The organism is Peribacillus sp. FSL H8-0477 (assembly GCF_038002765.1).
GTDB lineage: Bacteria > Bacillota > Bacilli > Bacillales > DSM-1321 > Peribacillus.
On record NZ_JBBODE010000001.1, the window covers coordinates 1,472,441 to 1,494,140 of the forward strand.

23 protein-coding genes and 1 other annotated feature are annotated in these 21,700 nt (G+C 39.6%); of the genes, 1 reads left to right on the top strand and 22 read right to left on the bottom strand.

Translation table 11 applies throughout. The features are described from left to right. Positions 1-111 precede the first annotated feature (111 nt). Together MHI18_RS07485 and MHI18_RS07490 are read right to left on the bottom strand one after the other, a co-directional pair. Positions 112-1,197, bottom strand: coding sequence for a M42 family metallopeptidase (locus MHI18_RS07485; RefSeq protein ID WP_340846765.1), 1,086 nt, complete (start codon positions 1,195-1,197; stop codon positions 112-114). A 55-nt stretch (positions 1,198-1,252) separates the two neighbouring features. Continuing rightward, positions 1,253-1,747, bottom strand: coding sequence for a dUTP diphosphatase (locus tag MHI18_RS07490; RefSeq protein ID WP_340846766.1), 495 nt, complete (start codon positions 1,745-1,747; stop codon positions 1,253-1,255). 116 nt (positions 1,748-1,863) lie between these two features. Between MHI18_RS07490 and MHI18_RS07495 the strand changes: the two genes are divergently transcribed. After that, positions 1,864-2,244: a sigma-w pathway protein ysdB gene (locus MHI18_RS07495; RefSeq protein WP_340846767.1), complete on the top strand. Its 381-nt coding sequence runs from the start codon at positions 1,864-1,866 to the stop codon at positions 2,242-2,244. 54 nt (positions 2,245-2,298) lie between these two features. Here MHI18_RS07495 and MHI18_RS07500 read toward each other — a convergent pair whose 3' ends face one another. The 20 genes from MHI18_RS07500 to hflK form a co-directional block, all read right to left on the bottom strand. Next, positions 2,299-2,874, bottom strand: a complete 576-nt coding sequence (locus MHI18_RS07500) for a TVP38/TMEM64 family protein (protein ID WP_340846768.1) — start codon at positions 2,872-2,874, stop codon at positions 2,299-2,301. A 61-nt stretch (positions 2,875-2,935) separates the two neighbouring features. Beyond that, on the bottom strand, positions 2,936-3,205 hold the full coding sequence (locus MHI18_RS07505) for a DUF1294 domain-containing protein (RefSeq protein WP_340846769.1): 270 nt from the start codon (positions 3,203-3,205) through the stop codon (positions 2,936-2,938). Between the two features lie 71 nt (positions 3,206-3,276). After that, the gene (gene rplT / locus MHI18_RS07510) at positions 3,277-3,636 is read right to left on the bottom strand and encodes a 50S ribosomal protein L20 (protein WP_340846770.1); all 360 of its coding nucleotides are present in this window, start codon (positions 3,634-3,636) and stop codon (positions 3,277-3,279) included. 35 nt (positions 3,637-3,671) lie between these two features. Next, the gene (gene rpmI, locus MHI18_RS07515; protein WP_040373406.1) at positions 3,672-3,872 is read right to left on the bottom strand and encodes a 50S ribosomal protein L35; all 201 of its coding nucleotides are present in this window, start codon (positions 3,870-3,872) and stop codon (positions 3,672-3,674) included. Positions 3,873-3,894: 22 nt separating this feature from the next. Beyond that, positions 3,895-4,395, bottom strand: a complete 501-nt coding sequence (gene infC, locus MHI18_RS07520; protein WP_040373407.1) for a translation initiation factor IF-3 — start codon at positions 4,393-4,395, stop codon at positions 3,895-3,897. Between the two features lie 114 nt (positions 4,396-4,509). Then, positions 4,510-4,643, bottom strand: a sequence feature (ribosomal protein L20 leader region). A gap of 162 nt (positions 4,644-4,805) precedes the next feature. After that, complete coding sequence (locus tag MHI18_RS07525) at positions 4,806-5,297, bottom strand: GNAT family N-acetyltransferase (RefSeq protein WP_340846771.1); 492 nt, start codon at positions 5,295-5,297, stop codon at positions 4,806-4,808. A 509-nt stretch (positions 5,298-5,806) separates the two neighbouring features. Next, the gene (gene thrS / locus MHI18_RS07530; protein WP_340846772.1) at positions 5,807-7,738 is read right to left on the bottom strand and encodes a threonine--tRNA ligase; all 1,932 of its coding nucleotides are present in this window, start codon (positions 7,736-7,738) and stop codon (positions 5,807-5,809) included. 390 nt (positions 7,739-8,128) lie between these two features. Beyond that, positions 8,129-9,010: a sporulation protein YtxC gene (gene ytxC / locus MHI18_RS07535; protein WP_340846773.1), complete on the bottom strand. Its 882-nt coding sequence runs from the start codon at positions 9,008-9,010 to the stop codon at positions 8,129-8,131. Positions 9,011-9,138: 128 nt separating this feature from the next. After that, positions 9,139-10,080: a primosomal protein DnaI gene (gene dnaI, locus MHI18_RS07540; RefSeq protein WP_340846774.1), complete on the bottom strand. Its 942-nt coding sequence runs from the start codon at positions 10,078-10,080 to the stop codon at positions 9,139-9,141. A gap of 6 nt (positions 10,081-10,086) precedes the next feature. Further along, positions 10,087-11,478, bottom strand: coding sequence for a replication initiation and membrane attachment family protein (locus MHI18_RS07545; protein ID WP_340846775.1), 1,392 nt, complete (start codon positions 11,476-11,478; stop codon positions 10,087-10,089). A 47-nt stretch (positions 11,479-11,525) separates the two neighbouring features. Next, positions 11,526-11,993 carry a transcriptional regulator NrdR gene (gene nrdR, locus MHI18_RS07550; RefSeq protein WP_040373416.1) on the bottom strand — a complete coding sequence of 156 codons (468 nt, stop codon included), beginning with the start codon at positions 11,991-11,993 and terminating at the stop codon, positions 11,526-11,528. 144 nt (positions 11,994-12,137) lie between these two features. Continuing rightward, on the bottom strand, positions 12,138-12,527 hold the full coding sequence (locus MHI18_RS07555) for a hypothetical protein (RefSeq protein WP_340846776.1): 390 nt from the start codon (positions 12,525-12,527) through the stop codon (positions 12,138-12,140). A gap of 152 nt (positions 12,528-12,679) precedes the next feature. After that, positions 12,680-13,060: an adenosylmethionine decarboxylase gene (speD, locus tag MHI18_RS07560; RefSeq protein ID WP_340846777.1), complete on the bottom strand. Its 381-nt coding sequence runs from the start codon at positions 13,058-13,060 to the stop codon at positions 12,680-12,682. Between the two features lie 272 nt (positions 13,061-13,332). Further along, complete coding sequence (locus MHI18_RS07565) at positions 13,333-14,364, bottom strand: glyceraldehyde-3-phosphate dehydrogenase (RefSeq protein ID WP_340846778.1); 1,032 nt, start codon at positions 14,362-14,364, stop codon at positions 13,333-13,335. A 216-nt stretch (positions 14,365-14,580) separates the two neighbouring features. Beyond that, a complete protein-coding gene (coaE, locus tag MHI18_RS07570; protein WP_340846779.1) occupies positions 14,581-15,183 on the bottom strand; it encodes a dephospho-CoA kinase in 603 nt (200 codons plus the stop codon). 15 nt (positions 15,184-15,198) lie between these two features. Continuing rightward, positions 15,199-15,828 carry a sporulation membrane protein YtaF gene (gene ytaF, locus MHI18_RS07575; RefSeq protein ID WP_340846781.1) on the bottom strand — a complete coding sequence of 210 codons (630 nt, stop codon included), beginning with the start codon at positions 15,826-15,828 and terminating at the stop codon, positions 15,199-15,201. A gap of 76 nt (positions 15,829-15,904) precedes the next feature. Next, positions 15,905-16,741: a DNA-formamidopyrimidine glycosylase gene (mutM, locus tag MHI18_RS07580; RefSeq protein ID WP_340846782.1), complete on the bottom strand. Its 837-nt coding sequence runs from the start codon at positions 16,739-16,741 to the stop codon at positions 15,905-15,907. 33 nt (positions 16,742-16,774) lie between these two features. Beyond that, positions 16,775-19,408 (bottom strand): DNA polymerase I, encoded by a 2,634-nt coding sequence (gene polA / locus MHI18_RS07585; protein ID WP_340846783.1) that lies wholly within the window; start codon positions 19,406-19,408, stop codon positions 16,775-16,777. Between the two features lie 260 nt (positions 19,409-19,668). Continuing rightward, positions 19,669-20,595: a protease modulator HflC gene (gene hflC, locus MHI18_RS07590; RefSeq protein ID WP_340846784.1), complete on the bottom strand. Its 927-nt coding sequence runs from the start codon at positions 20,593-20,595 to the stop codon at positions 19,669-19,671. Beyond that, positions 20,585-21,565: an FtsH protease activity modulator HflK gene (gene hflK, locus MHI18_RS07595; protein ID WP_340846785.1), complete on the bottom strand. Its 981-nt coding sequence runs from the start codon at positions 21,563-21,565 to the stop codon at positions 20,585-20,587. Before hflK ends, hflC begins: the two co-directional genes overlap by 11 nt. Positions 21,566-21,700 lie beyond the last annotated feature (135 nt).

A 21,700-nucleotide genomic window follows, 5' to 3' on the forward strand; every position in this document is an offset into this window, starting at 1 on the left:
TTTCGTTGTCATATCTACTATGTACCCGGTACGAAAGATCTTAAACGAAAAGATTATCCTTCAGAAAAGTAAAAAAAATAAAAAGGGTGCCCTTTAGCACCCTTCCATTTGTTACGTAAATGTTAATGTATCAACGGTTTCACGGTCTAGTTTTTTAATGACTTCCACAAGTAATTTAACCGTATGTTCATAATCATCACGATTAAGCATAGCGGCATGTGAATGGATATAACGAGTGGAAATCGTAATCGCAAGCGCCGGCACACCGTTCGCCGTTAAGTGAATTGCCCCTGCGTCTGTTCCGCCGCCTGGAATTGATTCATATTGATAAGGAATATTGAACTCTTCCGCTGTATGTACGACTAAATCGCGAAGTCCTTTATGAGAGATCATTGAGGCATCATAAAGAATAATTTGAGGACCGTCCCCCAATTTCCCCTGTGATTCTTTAGCGCTGATTCCCGGTGTATCTCCCGCCGTTCCAACATCAACAGCAAAGCCGATATCTGGTTTAATCATAGACGTTGACGTTTTCGCTCCACGGAAACCGACTTCTTCCTGAACTGCCCCCACGCCATATACGATATTCGGATGATTCATACCATCAAGCTGCTTAAGTACATCAATGGCAATCGCACAGCCAATGCGGTTATCCCAGGCCTTAGCCAGCAATAATTTTTCATTATTCATTACTGTAAATTCAAAGTATGGTACAACCATATCTCCTGGTCTTACTCCCCAATCTTTAGCTTCCTTAGCACTTGAAGCACCGATATCAATGAACATATCTTTTAAGTCGACAGGCTTTTTTCGTGCTTCGGGAGTTAGGATATGAGGTGGTTTAGAACCAATAATCCCCGTTAAATCGCCCGTTTTCGTTACAACGGTTACCCGTTGTGCAAGCAGGACTTGAGACCACCATCCGCCAAGAGGCTGAAACCAGAGAAAACCTTTTGCGTCAATTCTAGTTACCATGAATCCTACCTCATCTAAATGCCCAGAAATGACAATTTTCGGTCCATCTTCTTTGCCAATTTTCTTTGCAATCAGACTACCAATCCCATCAATGGTTACTTCATCCGCGTAGGGAGTAATATATTCACGCATTAATTCTCGAACTTCCCCTTCATTCCCAGGTACCCCTTTTGCATCGGTAAGACGTTTGAGCATCCTTACAGTTTCATCTAGTTCTGCCACCAAGTACTCCCCCTTAAAACGTATGTATATCCATTATTATACAACAACTTTTCACTCAATACCCTTGTTTCTGCCGATCATAATTAATTTGGTTTTTATCCACATAAGCACGCTCTATGTCTTCACTTGAAAAACCTAGCAGGTTCCCTAGCGCCAGATAATCCTGAAATACTTGTCGATACCTGGACTCCGTTCGGTCTTGATCAAACAATACAATATCTCTATACAATGTGATAAACATAGATGTAGGATCTTGTCCCTTATCTACAACGTCAGTCATCTCTGTAACTGTATCTTTGAACGCACAGGCGATACCAAGCGACAAAATAAAGTGAACACCATCAACATATTCAGCTAGAATACTTTCTTTTGCTGCTGGTCCTTTTAAGCTCCAAAACTTGAAGCATCTCGTTTCATTTGCTAATTCGCCTAACTCCACCAGCAAAGCCAGAATTTTCTTTTCGATTAAATTCGTGTTTTCCAGCCCATGCTTTTCCTCAATATGACGATCCAGGGCATCCTGCATCTTAAATAGTTTTTCTACATTCATCTCGAACCACTCTCTTTCATGCTTTCTCGTTGAAAATTATATCAAAAATTTGAAACCTATTGAAAACCTATCCGTATATATACTACTACTTCTGTAAACGTAAGGAGGAAAATTCCGTGATTCTATTATTCCGGTTACTTATATTCGCTTTCATCCTTTTCCTAGTATATACAGCTATAAAATATATACTAAGCCCGAAAAGGAAGCTAGAACTTGCTCATGAGCACAAAAAGTACTTTTTTCTAGATGATCATCAGGATATTCGCAAAAATTTTTTATTAACCTATAAGGGAGCATTATTCGAAGGAGAAAAATACCTCGGTACGACTGATGAAGCCTTTGAAGTGGTTTCCATTTTCATCTGGCCAAAAAGTACTGCGGCCCTGCAAGGCTTAGAGCGAAAGGACTTTCTATACATTCAATCCGAGATTACACGTAATTATCCGAATGCTGTGATCGACTGGAAAAGTCCTGTTAAAGAATTCTTAAAAGAATAAGAAACTCACAAAGACTGTCGAGAATTCTCGGCAGTCTTTCTTTAATCAAATATGTTATCCGGCACTCTTCTGTGAAAAAAATTCTTTCCACGGAATAACGGTTTGTTTTTCCCTTACCAGATAAAAGAGCAGCGACAGTGATAGTAAAAGTAAAATGATTAAGATTGGACTAAATGCCCGAATATAATTTCCGAAAATTGTATATATGAAAGCGAGTGGTACATTCGTTAAAAACGAGGCATAGGAGTAATCCTTTAAACCTTTCTTCGTTTCCATTAAACACAAGGAAAGCAAGTGATAGTGAATGAAGGGGATTAAACGTAAGACTGTAATTTGTTGACTATTTAACTGTCTGTTACCGAAACACTTATTCTTCATTTGCATGATGCGAGCCACAAATCTAGGAAACTGATGCACTGCCCCATAGAAGGCAATACAAGATAATGTTAGGCCAATGACCGAATAAAGTGTCCCTGCAAAAGCACCGAATAAAATCCCGCCTGAAATACAGACTACTACCACAGGTATAAATAAAAACTGTCTTAAAACATGAAATAGAATAAAGAAAATAGGCGCCATAATGGACCCTGTCTGGAAGAAACTCATAATAAGGGTGAGTTTTTGTTCCAACGTTTTGCCCTCCCTGTTTATTCTCAGCTGTTCCTTACAGCATATCCTCTGCCTGCTTGTACTATGACAAAAGGATGACATACCCCACAAGCACTAGCTGGATAATCATTAATGCAGGGAAACCCCATTTAAAGGAAGAATGCTTCGTTTTATGTCGAAACTTTTTCATCCCAGCAAAAGCCCCAGCTGCCCCGCCAATCCAGGCGAGCACCCAAAGAGTTCTTTCACTTATTCGGTACTGTTGCTTTTGTGCTCTTTTTTTATCGATCCCCATTGTGAAATAGGCAATCACATTAATAACCACTGCATAAATCCATAGCTCAGTAATCAATCGATAACTCCTTTCTTGACTAAAAAAGCCATTCTCGGTAAAGAGAATGGCTTTTCATAGATCAAATGATCTTATTTTTCTAATTGTTGTTTAGCAGTAGTTGCTAATTGTGCGAATGCTTGTGCATCACTGATAGCAAGATCAGCAAGCATTTTGCGGTTCATTTCGATACCAGCAAGCTTTAAGCCAAACATTAAACGGCTGTAAGAAAGACCGTTGATGCGAGCTGCAGCATTGATACGTGTGATCCATAATTTACGGAAATCACGTTTCTTTTGTTTACGGTCACGGAAAGCATAGTTTCCTGACTTCATTACTTGTTGGTTAGCTACTTTGAAAAGAATATGTTTCGCGCCATAGTAACCTTTAGCTAATTTTATAACCTTTTTACGACGTTTGCGAGTAACAGTACCGCCTTTTACACGTGGCATGTTATTTCCCTCCTATTTCAATCGAACAATCGATTTTACTTGATATTGTCTAACATGTGACGAATACGTTTGTAGTCACCTTTACTTACAAGACTAGCTTTACGAAGATTGCGTTTTTGCTTAGTTGATTTGTTAGCAAATAAATGGCTTGTATAAGCATTTCCGCGCTTCAATTTACCGGATCCAGTTTTTTTGAAACGTTTAGCAGAACCGCGGTGAGTTTTCATCTTTGGCATAAGGTATTCCTCCTCATTACAATTACTTTTCGTTTTTCGGTGCTAATATAATGAACATACTGCGACCATCCATTTTTGGATGTTGTTCAATAGTAGCCACTTCTTTACAAGCTTCAGCAAAGCGAACTAGTACACGTTGACCAATCTCTTTATGTGTAATCGCACGTCCCTTAAAGCGGATAGAAGCTTTTACTTTATCGCCTTTTTCAAGGAATTTAATCCCGTTGCGAAGTTTCGTATTATAATCATGTTCCTCAATTGTAGGGCTCAAACGAACCTCTTTCAAACTGATGATCTTTTGATTTTTACGAGCTTCTTTTTCTTTCTTTTGCTGCTCGAAGCGGTGTTTTCCGTAGTCCATAATCCGGGCTACCGGAGGCTTTGCATTCGCAGCAACTAGAACTAGATCAAGATTTACACGAGCGGCGATTTCCATTGCTTCGAATTTAGTTTTAATTCCAAGCTGCTCTCCGTTTTGATCGATTAGTCGAACTTCACGGGCGCGGATGCCCTCGTTTACCATCGCGTCTTTACTAATAGTTAGCCACCTCCAAGGTTATTTAACGAATAAACGGTTTGATTAAAAAATTCACACACGACTATCGGCGTAATCGCCCATGATTTGCTCTTGCCTTATCGCACAAAAAAAGCGTCGATGCCTATGACACCCACACTGATAGACTAAGTTGAATAAATTCAAATAATCAAATCATGACCTGCAGACAACTTATTGCGTCGCCAGGTGAGAAGCGGGTGCTCCTTCTTTCACTCAAACACGTATTCAATTTACCTTAGAAAATATATCATAAACACAGATGATCTGTCAAATGCATAAATTAAATATTAATTACTACAACAGAAGTTATCTTATCAAATATCGACAGAGTTTGCAATACCTTTTTTATCATCTGCTATACTTTTCTACAAATTTTGTTAAATTAACTTGGATAAATAGTATTCATCACAATAACTCCCATCAATAAAGACAGAGTTTCTTTTCGTTCCCTCTACTTCAAATCCCATCTTACGATAAAGTGCGCGTGCAGATTCATTTTGAGCAAGTACCGTCAACTCCACTCGATGAATAGCGTGTTCGACCGCCCATTTCTCCATTTCCTCAAAAAGCCTTGTGCCAATACCTTGTCCACGAAATGCCTCAGAAATCCCAATAACCAGATAAATGGTATGTTTAACTCTTTTAAGCGCGCTTCCCTGAATTAATAAATAACCAGCAAGAACGCCCCCAATATCCTCCACCAGCCACTCAGAAGTATCCGATTCAGACACAGCAGTAATTCTCTTACGAATCTGCTCAGGCGTCGTTTGACGTTCCCCTGGTCCGTATAGCATGACATTTGACTGATCCACTTCTTTAAACAGCTGCGATAATCGCACCGCATCATCTGGTACTGCTTTTCGAATCAATAAAAACTCCCCATTTCGTTATAATATTTCTGCATATACATTACTGCATTCCTCATTTGAGAGTATTTCCACCGGAATTTAACGCAAATCCATATTAATCCCGTCTGGCAACTAATTAAGTGGTTCGAATACCCCATCGTGTATCAGTCACTTTAAAAAAATGTAGCTGATGATACTCTTGGGGGGGTATTTCCACCCGATTTTAACGCAAATCCATATTAATCCCGTCTGGCATGGAGTTATTCCCGTCTGAGGATGCTGTATTCCCGTCTGGCACATCGTATTCCCGTCTCGTGAGCCCATATTCCCGTCTGGAAGCTAATTAAGGGGGTCAAATACCCAGCTGGGTATCAATCACTTAAAAATTGTCGCTAATGATTACTCCTGTAGGGGATTTCCGCCGGATTTTAGAGCAAATCCGTATTACCCTCGACCGGGACCTTAATTAACAAATTTTTCAGTCTTCTTTTGTTAAAATAAAGGGACACATGGCTGTGTCCCTTTATTGCTTAGAGTTTTGCTTCTGTTTTAATGACTTTTAGGAAGTCATCAAATGACATGGTTTCGGATTTTTGTTCGCCGTATTTACGAACGTTTACGCTGCCTTCTTTGCTTTCATTGTCACCGACAACGAGCATATAAGGAATCTTTTGCATTTGTGCTTCGCGGATCTTATAGCCGATTTTTTCATCACGCTGATCCATTGTAATACGTAATCCTTCTGCTTGAAGTTTTTCTTGAATTTCTTTTGCGTATTCAAGATGGACTTCAGGCGAAACCGGAATGATTTGCGCTTGTACAGGCGCAAGCCATGTTGGGAACGCACCTTTGTATTCTTCAATTAAGAACGCAACGAAACGTTCCATTGTTGATACAACCCCGCGGTGAATAACTACAGGACGGTGCTGCTTGCCATCTTCTCCTACATAATTTAAATCAAAGCGTTCTGGCAGTAAGAAATCAAGTTGAACCGTTGAAAGTGTTTCGTCCTTGCCAAGTGCTGTACGTACTTGAACATCCAGCTTTGGTCCGTAGAAAGCAGCTTCTCCTTCAGCTTCGAAGTAATCTAAGCCTAGATCATCCATGGCTTCTTTCAGCATGCTTTGTGCTTTTTCCCACATTGCATCATCATCAAAATACTTTTCAGTATCGGCAGGATCGCGATAAGAAAGGCGGAATGAGTAGTCATTCAGATCAAAATCTTTATACACGGCAAGAATTAGGTTCACTACGCGTTTGAACTCATCTTTAATTTGGTCTGGGCGTACAAAGATATGAGCATCGTTTAATGTCATCCCACGAACACGCTGAAGGCCAGATAAGGCACCGGACATTTCATACCGATGCTGTGTTCCAAGTTCCGCAATACGAATTGGCAGCTCACGGTAGCTGTGAATGCTGTTTTTGTAGACCATCATATGATGCGGACAGTTCATCGGACGAAGAACCAGCTGCTCATTATCAAGGTCCATTACTGGGAACATATCCTCTTGGTAATGCTCCCAGTGGCCGGATGTTTTATATAAATCGACACTTCCCATTATAGGAGTATACACATGATCGTAGCCAAGACGCTGTTCTTTATCAACAATATACCGCTCGATTACACGACGGATAGTCGCACCTTTTGGCAACCATAATGGAAGGCCTTGACCTACTAATTGTGAGCTTGTAAACAATTGAAGCTCTTTCCCAATTTTACGGTGGTCACGCTCTTTTGCTTCTTCAAGTAAACGCATATGTTCCGCAAGATCTTCTTTTTTGAAGAAGGCAGTACCATAAATACGTTGAAGCATTTTATTATCGCTGTTCCCTCTCCAATAAGCTCCGGCAATACTAAGCAGCTTAAATTCTTTAATCTTGCCAGTTGAAGGAACGTGAACGCCGCGGCAAAGATCGAAATAATCGCCCTGTTCATAAATAGTTACTTGCTCATCAGCTGGAATGGCCTCAATTAGTTCTAATTTATATTCATCATCAATTCCCTTAAATCGTTTAATTGCTTCATCACGACTTACCTCAAGACGAACTACTTCAATATTTTCATTGATAATTTTTTTCATTTCTTTTTCAATCTTCGGAAGGTCTTCTGGAGTCAGTGATTCTTCTAAATCAATATCATAGTAGAATCCGCCTTCAATAACGGGACCTACACCGAATTTTGCACCTTTATAGAGGCGTTTAACAGCTTGTGCCATTAAGTGAGCTGTACTGTGACGCAATACTTCAAGAGCGGGTTCACTATCTTGAGTAATGATTTCTATGGCAGCATCTTCTTCGATTGGACGTTTCAGATCATACATTTCGTTATTCACTTTTCCAGCGATCGATTTTTTCTTTAACCCTGGGCTGATTGAAGCAGCGATTTCTTCAATCGAAGTACCTGATGGATATTCCTTCACTGCGCCATCAGGGAATGTAATGTTTAGTAATTCAGACATGTAATACCACTCCTTCTAATTTTTAGGACAAACAAAAAAGCCCGCCCCTGTATAAAATACAGGGACGAGCTTAATAAATTAATTAAGACCCGCGGTTCCACCCTCGTTCCGCTTCACCCTTTCAGGTAAAACGACACTCGTAACCAGATAACGGGGGTTTTCCGTCAGCCATTACTCACACATGTTTTCCAGGCTGAAGTTCTGAGGCGGTAAGTGTTCTGTCCATGCTAGGAAGCTTTCAGCCATGACTTCCCTCTCTACTAACTGGTTATAAGAATACCCGTGCCCTCAATCGTAACGTTAAAATGTATAAAATTAGTATGTAGCAAATTATAAGTTGTTATGTAATGAAAATCAAGGGCTTTTTTCTCTCTTCAAACCGTTTTTTGATTATAAACCAGGTATTGCTTCGTCATCCCATGGCTGAATCGCTTTTTTCTGCAAGTCAAAGAAAGTGGTAATGGGTCGAATTATACTGCGTTCTTCAAATAATCGGACGATTGCTCGCACATGACCATCCTCTGCATGATCACTATATAGATAGACACGTTCTGGTGCTATTGAAATAAGTGGTGCAAGAGTAGTTGAATCCACATAAATTAAGTTCCCTGCGAATAACCGCCGGTTGATCATCATTTGTAGTTCCTTCTTATCTACTTTACGGAAATCTGCTGTATAAAAACTAAAGTCATTTTGATGAAGTAAATGCAGGACTTTCATCTTCGGCTCCTGTCGTTTTAAGCAATCACGTAATGACGCAAGAAAGCTTTGATAATCTTGTTCAAGCTTATACTCATCAATGGCATGTTCCACATAGGTTCCGAGAATATCGTAAATCGCTCTAAGTCGAAACATTGCAAACGAGTCGAAGGAAAAGCTTTGGCCGTCTGCAAAAATCACCGCAGTCAGTCCTTCCGAGATCATCTCTCTAATTTTCCGCAGCGGTTGATTCTCACCAGTCAATCTCTCTCCTTCTATAATCGCCGCTGAAATATCCAAGATTGCATCAATTTCATCACGTTCACGAAAATAAAAGCGAAGTGTAATAATTTGTTCAAGCCATTCCCAAATTTTCTCTGTTAAAAAAAACGTATAGAACGCATCACTAAGGAGCATATGCATCTTTTCCATATACTCGCTATCCAGATCAACGATTAGTTCATTTTTAGGAAGCCACTGAAAAAATGTGTGAAGCTCTGTCCACAGCGGGTGGTCAGAGATGATAGTGTTCAACTTCTCTGCCTCTCCATTACCTTGAAAATAAATATGCACCAAATCCCCCCCTACATATGCTTATGTACTTCATATATATGGGATAAGCTGTTTATTTAGAAGCAGAACGTCTAGCAAAAAAAAAAGCCGTCCAAGAATGGACGGCCATGAGAGTATTTCGCTAAAGCTTAATGCCGGCGATTTTTCCCATCAAGATGAATAGGATCTGCAAGATACATGATCCGTTCCATCACTCGAGCTGCTTTGACTTCTTCCTTTTCGCCACGCTGCGAGAAGGTAAGATGATTCTTAAGCTCTGCAAAATTAAAGTTTGAAGTAAAGAAGGTCGGTAAATTCTCGAGCATTCTGAATTGCAAAATGGGACCGATGACTTCGTCTCTTCCCCAGCTTGTCATGGATTCAGCACCAAGGTCATCCAACATCAATACTGAGGCCTTCTTCACCATTTCAATTTTGCTGTTTAAGGTGTTATCACCAATTGATCCCTTCAATTCTCTAAGGAAATCAGGCACATAAACAATCATAGAAGAAATCTTCCGTTCAGCCAGCTCATTAGCGATTGCACCGAGTAAATAGGTTTTTCCAACGCCAAATTGACCATGAAGATATAACCCTTTTTGTTTCTTACCTGCTTCATATTCTGTAGCAAAAATCGTGGCCTTTTCAGCTGCTTCCATTCGTCCTGCTGAAGAATCCGTTTGATAAAAGTCACGGATTGATGCCGATAAGATGTCACGAGGGACATAAAGACTTTGAATCAGCTTTTCGCGTTTCTTTTTATCATCATCAGCCGCTTTACGCGGACACATATCATATTGTAAATCTAGTGAATTGCCTTGAATAATCAATCGAGGCTGATAGCCCTTCAAGACATTGTTACACTCTCCAAGAGTCGGGCACTTTTCACAATTATGCTTACTTTGTGTGGTAAATTCATAGAGCTTGACCAAACTTTTTTCAACCATTTCATTCGTTACCGTCGAACTATTTTCATTCAAAAACAGTACGATATCCGGGTCACTTAACACTTCATCTTTTAAATGATCATACCGTTTTTTAAATTGACCAGTATTCGCTAGTTTATTAAGCGCCGTATTTATTTTTTCCATCATTGATCACCCCCTGTTTTTAAGATTTTTCATTTTTTCCTCAAGCTGTCGTTTTCTTTCTATTAAGGCTGAATCGTCAACAACTGCCGCTGTCTCTGGTTCTTCTTTATTGAGCCATTCCGGAACTGGTTCTGTCCGGGTTGCTTTTTTATTTGGGTTTCTGCCTTCTTTTTTCGCTTTTGCCCATTCCTGATATTGGCGATGCTCACTCTTAGCGAGTTCCATCGCTTCAGTAACTGTCGAGACATTTTTTCGTGTCCAATGACTAGCGATTTTCTCCACATAAGCTTTGGTAAGCTTCATATCTGTTTTCAGCATAACATACTCAATTAAGACATTTATAACCCCAGGCCGTAAATTCTGATTCAGCATAACCCCTTCAATAATCTTCATATCATTTGCAGAGGGCTCCGCCCCGCCTGAAAGCTGCATAAGACGATCCCTTGGAGAGGTCGTTTCCAAGTGTCGGATATACTCTTGTTCTTGGGTTTTCGGCTCTTCATGCTGCGTTCTGTGTTTGACAGGCTGTACTCTTTCTGTCAGCGATGGCATGTCCTTATTATACTCGATTTGATACCAATTTTGCGCCGACTTTCTCAGCTCTTTCAAATCGATTTCATTATCCATATTCACTGAACCAATTACAAGTCCTTGCATTTGCAGCGGATTGATTCCATATAAAAATGCAAGCTTGCTGATTGTCTCTGTCACTTTTGATGTAAATGCCTTTTTAGGTGCCAGCGAGCTTTTTAATCCTGAGAAAAAGAGCGTAAAGTCAAATGTGCTCTCAAAGCCTTCAGGTTCCTCGCCGTCAGGACGGCCGATAAATTTCTGTGTACTTTCAGGCTCTAGTGTATCAGCCGCCTCATCTGACATGTATAATGAATCCATATGGTCGGAAGTAAAAATAGCAGAAAATGATTTAGTTACCTCTTCAAACTCATCCACTTGAATATGGTCATCACAGAAGAATTTTTTCAGGCGGTTAAAATGGGCTTTGCCGATTTTCTTGTACAAATAGATATTCAGCATTCCATCTGTAAAAAATTGCTCAGGCGTTAATGGAGGCCTCAATTCATAAATAAACTGCTTCTCATCAACCATTTTCTTCCGGAAGACCTTTACTAGTCCGATTCCTTCCAGCTTCGTCCTCGCTTCAAAGATTTCATTCAAATTTAGACCGATTGTATTCATCAGGCTGTAATGAGTTGATGAGTGTGACCAAAGCCGATTAGCTTCTATTTCACTCCACAGGGTCATATAAAGACTAACGCAGACAGGTCCAATTAACGGCTGGTAAAGAAGCGTCAAAACCTTTCTGTCATAATCATGCAGCAGTCCTGCTGAAGAAACCATATACCGGTCCACTGGTAGTAGTTCCTGCCAATGTTTGGTCATAACACCAACCCTTTCCGTACCGATAGAAAAGAGCCAAAGAGGAGTCTTTAGCTCTGTTTACCTTCTCTATTTAGTAGTTCCTTTAATTCATCAATAAAAACATTAATATCTTTAAATTGACGATAAACCGAGGCAAACCTTACATAGGCTACTTCATCAACTTCAGCAAGCCGATCCATAACCATTTCCCCAATCAGGTCGCTTTTCACTTCTGAAATACCTTGGTTCCGTAATTCTTTTTCAACATAGTTCGTTATATCTTCCAATTCTTTCAATGGTACTGGACGTTTTTCGCAAGCCCTGATTAAACCGCGTAGAATTTTGTCGCGGCTGAACTCCTCACGTGTACCTTCCTTTTTGACAACAATCAAAGGAATTTCCTCAACCTTTTCAAATGTTGTAAACCGATAAGCGCACGCTTCACATTCACGTCGGCGGCGAATTGATTTGCTTTCATCCACGGGACGAGAATCAAGGACACGGGTTCCATTATATTGACAAGACGGGCACTTCATACGTATCAGCTCCGTGTTTTTTAATACTCCCGATCACCTTTCCCGGGAGAATACCCTTTTTTCGTTTCTTTTATCTTATATAAAAGCGTCACTGTGTACAAGCAAAAAAACGATTCAGCATTATGTATCTCATCTTAGCACATTTTATTTACTTGATTCTACTGCGGTTAATTTCTTGCCAAGTCTGCTGTATGCCTCTATCACTTCTTGTTTTAACTGAGGATAAGCCCCAGTCAGCCGCCATTTATCCGTTGATACATAAAAATCAATCGCATTCTCAAAGTTTCTGATTGGGACTACTGAAACCACAATGGTAATGGCATGTTTTTTTGCTTCCAGCAATATTTCACCATGCTCGCGTGAGATTGATTTAATCTCATAGCGTTGCTTATCACTAAAAATTCCTTCAACTTCTGTCAGTGCCTTGTCTTGTGTGATCTTATAATAACGTGTTTGCAGCTCTTTATCTTGATGGTGATCATTAGTCGAACATTGTTGTTTATACCGAGTAACAATTGATTTAGCCCAACCCATCTGCTTCATCTCCACCTTAAATATCTTTCCCTTTATTATACATGTTTGCAAGGCAATCCTGTTATAAAAAGCCCTTTTTTGCCTTTAATTGTCTAAAAAATCCATTAAAAAAAGAGATGCATCCGCACCTCTTCTTGATTTAGTAATGTTAATTATTGCGCCGTGACTTTACTCTGATTTACTTTAACCGGACCCATGCCGCGCGGAAGCTCAATGTTTTCGCGTGTTTGAGCATTCAATGCTTCGGCAATGTACTCTGCAGCTACGTTTGGATTAAGTTCGCCGCACGTATAAACGTCAATGCTGGCATAACCATGTTCCGGAAAGCTGTGTATGGTCAAATGCGACTCTGAAATAATTACAACACCGCTGACACCTTGCGGAGCAAACTTATGAAAAGCTACTTCACGTACCTCTGCACCTGATTTTAACGCAGCATTAACAAATGTCTTCTCAATAAAATCCATGTCATTCAGTTTATCAAAGTCACATCCCCAAAGTTCAGAGATTACATGTCTACCCATTGTTTCCATGTTAAGTTTCCCCCTTTTACATGATTTAGGATTCTGTAGAAACCTTGTTCTACAAACAACTACCACGGGGGAAAGTTAGTCCAGAGAGGTCCTAACCCTTTAAGTAGCCATTATGATCACTAATCAGCTCACGAGTCATAGTATACTGTGTTTGGGTTTTTTTTGCAATATGATTTTTCTATAAATCAATTGATTTAAAATTTTCCCTCTATTCGTTCACACAACAAAAAAGCTTTCTACCGGGGGCAGAAAGGCTTTTTTTTCCTCTACATTTATCCTGCTTTTACTTCGGAAACATTTTTCATTTCCTGTGCCACATACTTCACTAAATCAAGAACTCGGCTGGAATAACCCCATTCATTATCATACCAAGCAAGAATTTTGACTTTGTTTTCACCGATTACCATAGTCGATAATCCATCGATAACACCTGAGTGCGGGTCACTCGTAAAATCGACAGAAACCAGCGGCTCATCCGTAATGCCAAGAATCCCCTTTAATGAGCCGGTAGCAGCTTCATGAAAAGCTGTATTTATCTGATTTACCGTTACAGGACATTTCAAATCAACGACAAGGTCGACCAATGAAACGTCTGGAGTCGGCACACGCAAAGACATGCCGGAAATCTTCCCCTTAAGTTGAGGGAGTACCAATGCCAATGCTTTGGCAGCACCCGTACTTGTAGGAATAATACTCTGAGCACATCCTCTTGCTCTTCTTAAATCTTTATGTGGATTGTCTATATTATTTTGATCATTTGTGTAAGCGTGTACAGTTGTCATCATGCCATTTTCAATCCCGAACTGTTGGTCGAGTACCTTAGCAATTGGACCCAGACAATTCGTCGTACATGATGCATTTGAAATCACAAAATGCTTATCTACATCAAGCTGTTCTTCGTTCACACCCATAACAATTGTGATATCTTCATTTGTTCCAGGTGCCGTAATTATAACTTTTTTCGCACCAGCTTCAAGATGCAAGCTCGCTTTATCTCTGTGATTAAATTTGCCGGTGGCTTCAATCACGATATCTATGTTTAATTCCTTCCATGGCAACTGTTTAGGATCACGGTTATTTAATAATAGAACTCGGCGGCCATTGATAATCAATGCATGATCTTCAACAATGACTTCGCCTTCAAACTTCCCATGAGTTGTATCATATTTAATTAAATGAGCTAATGTTGCAGCAGGATAACTTGCATTAATAGCAATTATGTCAACCTTGTTATCTACGATTGCTTGACGAAATACCATTCTTCCGATTCTACCAAATCCATTAATAGCTGCTCTTGCATTCATTTTTCGGACCCTCCCGAATTAGTGTTATACTTAAACGCTTCTTTTGTCTTAATTAGTATAACATATTAGGACACTAATGTGATGATAAAATTACGTTAAATGATATTTTATTGAAAATTTCCACGATCTTACCAGCAAATATGTGAAATACATGTTTTAATGTTGCTCATTAAGAGGAATATATAAAAAAGCAGAGAGGATTGCCTCTCTGCTTTTTTACTCTACGATTCCCCATTCTTTAAGAATGTTTCTTGTCTGCAGTTTCGTAGTTTCTAACGGCCCATTATTATCAACTGTCGCATCTGCTAATGCAATCTTTTCTGCAAGCGGCATTTGGGAATTGATCCGTGCCATTGCATCAGCTTCAGACAATTGATTCCGTTTCATTAATCGCTCAACTTGAATGTCGGCATCGACATAGATAAGTAATGTTTTATCAACCATATAAGTTAGCTTGCTTTCAAACAATAGCGGGATATCCATAAAGACTGTACACTGCCCATTTTGGAAAGCTTCTTCTTTTTTCGCTAACATCCACTTTCTCACAGCAGGGTGAACAATTCCATTTAAGAGCAGGCGTTTTTCATCATCATGAAAAATAATCGCCCCTAGCTTTGTTCGATTGATACTTTGGTCTGGAAGCAGTAATTCTTCGCCAAATACTGAAATGATCTCGGTGTAAGCTTCTTGGCCAGGTTCAACAACCGCTCTTGAAGCAAGGTCAGCATCAATCACAGTAAACCCCATATCTTTGATATATTGGCTAATGCTGCTTTTGCCGCTAGCGATACCGCCTGTAATTCCGATAACCTGTTCCATATTCGGCTCCTTCTTTTATAATTTTAAGATTCCAATCATAATTAATAATACTCCTGGTAAAAAAGCAATATGCTGCATGACTTTATTGGCAGCTAGTAGTCTTCCGCTTAGCAATCCGCCCCAAATAAAAACAAAACTCATAATAGCAATACTAAGGGTTAGGATAAAAGGTGAAATGCCGATCATTGCTGCCCCAATGCCTGCTCCGAAAGCATCCAAAGACAAAGCGAACCCTAAGACAATCGCCTCAATGCCGTTTATCGTTCCCGATTTATCAAAATCTGCTTTCATTGGTTTTTGTAAAATATTGATGACAACACCCATAGATTTTATTTCAAAGTTAAAAATCGTCGTTTCTGTAGCAATATTTTCAGGTGTCTTGTCAGGTTTGAAATACTGAAGCAGCATTCCAGCTCCCAGCATAATTAAAATAATTCCGCCTGTCATCGCAGCTGCAGTTCCTGATACTACTTGACCAATAAAATCACCAATAATTATTCCAAAACCCAGACTTAAAGCTGAACAACAAGAAATGACGGCAATAGATTTATAAGGAATTTTCATTTTTTTCATACCAAAGGTCAGTCCTACCCCAAACCCATCAATACTTACGGCAAAAGCTAGAATGAAAAGTGAAAGCCACATCGATATTCTCCCCTCCATCAAATAACTACGTTAGTATATGGGAGGAGCCTATCCGATGTGTGAATATCGTTTTTTCTTAGGTTTTTGGCAACGGCTGACAGATGGGACAAATATGCGTTCCCCTGCCTCCGACTACTAATTTTTCCAGTGGCGTTCCACAACGCTTACATGGCTCACCCTTGCGTCCATAAACAAATAATTCTAGTTGAAACATCCCTATTTGTCCTTGTGAGTTCACATAAGAACGAATGGTACTGCCGCCTTTTTCTACAGCCTCAGCCAATGTTAACTTTACTTCTCCATGTATTCTCGTAATCTCATCCAATGAAAGGGATGAAGCCATTCGTTCTGGATGTATGCCAGCACGGAATAAAGATTCATCTACATAGATATTGCCTATCCCAACCACTACCGTTTGATCGAGAAGTACTGATTTTATCTTCCGGTTTGTTTTGGCTAACTTCATCGCTAAATCCGCTGTTGTAAATTCTTCAGAGAGCGGCTCTGGACCTAAATGAAGAAGCGGCATCCTAGAGACCTCTTCACCTTTTGTAAATAAATGCATCGTTCCAAACTTTCGTACATCACGGTAACGAAGTTGATATCCGTCTGTAAAGGTAAAGACTACATGAGTATGCTTATCACGCGGTTCACTTTCAGGATAAACCGCGTATTTCCCTTCCATTCGTAAATGGGAGACAAGAGAATAATCATCAAGCTGAAAAATCAAAAACTTACCGCGTCGGCCTATTTCATGAATTGTTTGCCCGATCAATGCATCACTGAATTGTTCCACCGGTTCGGGGGCTTTAATGATTTTTGGCCAATATATATCCACATTTTTAATCTTTTTTCCAAGGACTAGCTGTTCAAGTGTTCGTCTAACGGTTTCTACCTCAGGTAATTCTGGCATCTGCAATCTCCTTCAAGTGAATCTAGATCCTCATTATTTAGCATCAAACCACGTTGGTCCATATGCATAGTCAACTTTTAACGGTACATTTAATTCAATAGCTCTTTCCATTTCTTCCGGGACAATTTTCATTAAAATTTCTAATTCTTCAGGAGGTGCTTCAAAAATCAATTCATCGTGTACTTGAAGCAGCATCCGGGTTTTTAGGTTTTCTTCTTCGATTCGCTCACTCATATTAATCATGGCAAGCTTTATAATATCAGCCGCACTTCCCTGAATGGGTGTATTCATCGCGGTACGCTCAGCAAAGCTTCTTTGATTGAAATTACGGCTCGTAATCTCCGGAATATAACGCCGGCGCTGCAACAACGTGGACACATACCCCTTTTGCTTCGCTTCATGAATACTTTCATGCATATATTCCTGGACACCCGGGAAACTTTTTAAATAATTATCAATAAATTGAGCAGCTTCCTTTCGGCTGATTCCAAGACTCTGTGATAAACCATAATCACTAATTCCGTAAACAATCCCGAAATTAACGGCCTTTGCATGACGCCGCATATTCGATGTCACTTCTTCCTTTTGTACATGGAAGACATCCATCGCTGTTTTGGTATGGATATCCATATCAGCCCGGAACGCTTCAACCAGTCCCTCATCATTCGCAATATGAGCCAAAACCCGTAATTCAATTTGGGAGTAATCCGCTGCAAAAATAATCCAATCTTTTTCTGAAGGAATAAACGCTTGTCTAATCTTTCTGCCTTCTTCTAGACGAATCGGGATGTTTTGCAAATTCGGATCAGTAGAACTTAAACGTCCTGTTTGTGTCAACGCCTGGTTAAAGCGAGTATGAACTTTATCACTATCGGCATTGACCACCTTTAATAATCCTTCAATATAAGTAGATTGGAGTTTACCCAACTGACGGTAATGGAGAATTTCCCGCACAATTTCATGCTGACTTTCTAATCGTTCAAGCACATCTGCCGAAGTAGAGTAACCTGTCTTCGTTTTTTTGTAAACGGGAAGCTGAAGCTTCTCAAATAAAATCACACCCAGCTGTTTCGGTGAGTTAATATTGAAACATTCACCCGCTGCTTCAAAGATTTTGGCTTCTATTTCATTCAATCTCAGCGCCAATTCTTTTCCAGATTGCTTGAGGCGTTCAACATCTACCTTAATTCCTTGGGTTTCCATTTTCGCCAGTATAATGGACAGCGGGATTTCCAAATCCATTAACAGACTGTATTGTTCATTTTGTTCAAGTGTTTCGATCATAATCGGCTTTAATTCCAGCAATGCTTTCGCTTTTCGAGCAAGGTGCTCACTTAGTTCCGTTTCACCAGGAATCGATCGCTTAGCCCCTTTTCCATAAAACGATTCATCAGGCATTAGTGGTGAATAATTTTGTTTTTTGGCAATAGCCGCCAAATCTTCAGCAGCATCAGCGGGATCGAGAATATAAGAAGCCAAGAAAATATCAAAATCAACGCCTTTTAAGTCAATGCCGCGCTTGTTCAAAGCAACAATTGTCTTTTTCGCATCATAAACGGCTTTCTTTTTCGTTTCGTCACTGGCCCATTCTTTAAAAACAGCTGACGCTTCCGCCTGTTCTGCCTTTAAATAAAACTGACCATGTTTATTAGAAATCGTGATTCCAATGATATCAGCTTGATGATAGTTATCCTCCAGTATCTCTACAAAAAGCCCATTTTCTTCTGCAAGCATTGCCTCGCTGATTTCAGACACTACTTCAACCTGAATCTCGTCCTGAACAATCTCCTCAGAAATGTCTGCCAGGTCACCCAGCTTTTCAAGTAAGGAATTAAAACCGAGGTCTTTATACATTTCAACCACTTTTGTAATGTCCATCCCTTTGTATTCTGTTTCTTCAAGTGTCACTTCGATTGGTGCTTCTCTTGTAATGGTCGCCAGCTGCTTACTTAGGACAGCCAAGTCCTGGTGCTCTTCAATTTTTTCTTTCAGCTTCTTCCCACTAACTTCATCAAGTGATTGTAATAGGACTTCCACTGTATTAAATTGCTGTAATAGCTTTAATGCCGTCTTCTCGCCGACACCAGGAATGCCTGGGATATTATCTGAAGCATCTCCCATCAGACCTTTCATATCAATAATCTGCTGCGGAGCAAGACCGTATTTTTCACGAATATGTTCTGGTGTATACAGCTCAATATCCGTAATTCCTTTTTTAGTAATTCCAACTGTTGTTGCAGTCGAGGCTAATTGCGTTAAATCCTTATCGCCAGAAATCACTTTAATCTCAAAGTTATCTTGCTCTGCCTGTAAGGACAGTGTCCCGATAATATCATCTGCTTCATAATTGGGAAGTTCGTAACGGGTGATTCCAAAAGCATCAAGTAATTCCCTTATGAATGGAAACTGTTCTGATAACTCAGGAGGCGTCTTCTGACGGCCGCCTTTATATTCCTTAAACGTTGCGTGTCGAAACGTCGTTTTCCCTGCATCAAAGGCAACTAGAATATGACTTGGTTTCTCTTCCTCCAAAATTTTATTCAGCATCATGGTAAATCCATACACCGCATTCGTATGAATCCCTCTATCATTATTCAACAGCGGTAAAGCAAAAAAAGCACGATACGCTATACTATTACCATCTATTAACACTAATTTTTTTTCCAAATTAACTTCCTCCTGACAAACTAATACGCTCTTTTTATGTTTCCTATTTTTCACTAAACAATAGTAAATCATCCTTAAGCGTACCCTTTGAAAATCCGGTTTATATCTACTTTTATTCTACCAGAAGGGAAAAGAAAAGCGAAGGCAGCTGTGCTGTCCATGAATGGATAGACCTGTTTTCCTCTGACTATCCAAACAAGGAAGACCATAATCTTAAAGCAAAAAAGCCGGCTATCCACCTGATAGGTAGCCGGCTTCTTTTACTTTGTATTTCCTGAGAGCAATTTAGCATATGGTGAATCTGAAGGGAGAACGATGACTGTTTGGTCATTGACCGTTTTTGTATATGACTCAAGGGTTCGATATAGAGAGTAAAATTCAGTATCTTTAGAGAAAGAAGCATTGTAGATTTGTGCTGCTTCTCCTTCACCTTCCGCTCGAATGATCTCTGCTTTTGCCTCTGTCTTAGCGATAAGTTCGATTACTTTCCGATCCGTTTCAGCCATAATTGTATTTTTCTCCGCGTCACCTTTTGAAAGGTATTCCTGCGCTTTTGATCCACGCTCAGATATCATCCGTTTGTAAACAGACTCTTCGTTTTCAGGTGGAAGGTCAGTCCGTTTTATCCGTACATCGGTTACGGAAATACCGTAATTATCTTTTTCCAGTAATTCATTTACTCTTTGAGTGATACGATCATTAATGCTGCCTCTTGATGATTTTTCATTGATTATTTCGTCATAATCCAGCTGACCTAGCTCAGTTCGAACAACCGAGTATATAAATTCTTCCATTCTTGATTCAGCACTTTCCATCGATCTGGCGTTCGTAATCATCTTAATCGGATCATCTATCCGCCAAATTGCATAATTATCAATAATCATTCGTTTTTTATCTTTGGTATTGATTTCAGCTTCAGATACATCATATCCCATTTGATATTTTGGAAGCGTCGTTATACTTTGCACAAATGGGACCTTTACCTTCAGTCCTGGTGACTTATCGATTCGAACGATTTCACCAAACTGACGCACCACTTTAAATTCTCCCTCTTTTACAATATAAACATTCGTGAACAGAAACAGTAAAAGAGCAAAGAGAACAATAAAGAAAATCCCGACCTTAACATACTTTCTCCAAGAAATGTTATTTTTAAGTTCGTTAATATTCACGACTTTATTTGTCATCCTTTGTCTCTCCTTCCTCTTCCTTTGTTGGTGCCACTTTTTCTGTTTCTTTTTCAAGTGGTCGTATCGGGAAATACTTAAGTGTATTTCCATCGTCATTCATAATATACATTTCTGCATTTGGCAGCACCTGCTCCAGCGTTTCAATAATCAACCGCTCTTTTGTAACATCAGGGTTTTTCTTATATTCCTTATATAATTTGTCAAAGACGGCTACATCCCCGCGTGCTCGTTCAGTACGGGCAATTTTTTCACCATTTGCTTTTGATAAAATAGCTGCTTCTTCACCTTTTGCCTCATTCACCCGCTTATTTTCATATTTACGCGCTTCATTGACTTTCGTATTCGCCGTTTCTCTTGCATCCGTTACCTCTGTAAATGCTTTACGCACCTCGGAATTTGGAAGTTCAACATCCTGTAGTTTTACCGCTAAAATCGAGATCCCAATGTCATAGTTATCAATAAGATTCGAAAGTAGATCTCGAACATCTCCTTCAATTTTTGCTTTCCCTGAAGTTAAGGCATCATCAATTGCTGAATTGCCAATAATGCTCCGTAAAGCGGCTGAAGTTGTGTCATATAATATTTCCTTTGGATTATCAGCATTATATAAATATTTTGGCGGATTCGTAATTTTCCATTGAACAACCATATCAGCTAAGACAATATTTTCATCCCCGGTAATCATTTTTGTTTCTCTTGGATAATCCTTCACTTCTCCGTTGCTTTCTGAAAAGCCAAACTGAAGACTAAAGGTTTCCTTTGAAAGCTTCTCCACCGTTTGGATTGGCCAAGGTAATTTAAAATGCAGACCTGGCTCAATGACCGTTTCTTCAACCTTACCGAATGTATGAATCACAGCTTGATCTGATTCATCCACCGTATACCAGGTTGTGATTGCTGTTATTAACAGAATGATAATTAAGAATGCTAGACCTGTTAACATGTAGATTCTTTTTAAGCTAATCATTTCCCCACCCCTTTTTTGTTCTCCTTTTATTTACGTAACAAAAGAAGAAATGTTTCAATAAATTCATAATAAGTATATTTTTAACAAGTATGAACGAAAAAAGAAATGGCGCGGACTAGGTACGTCCACGCCACT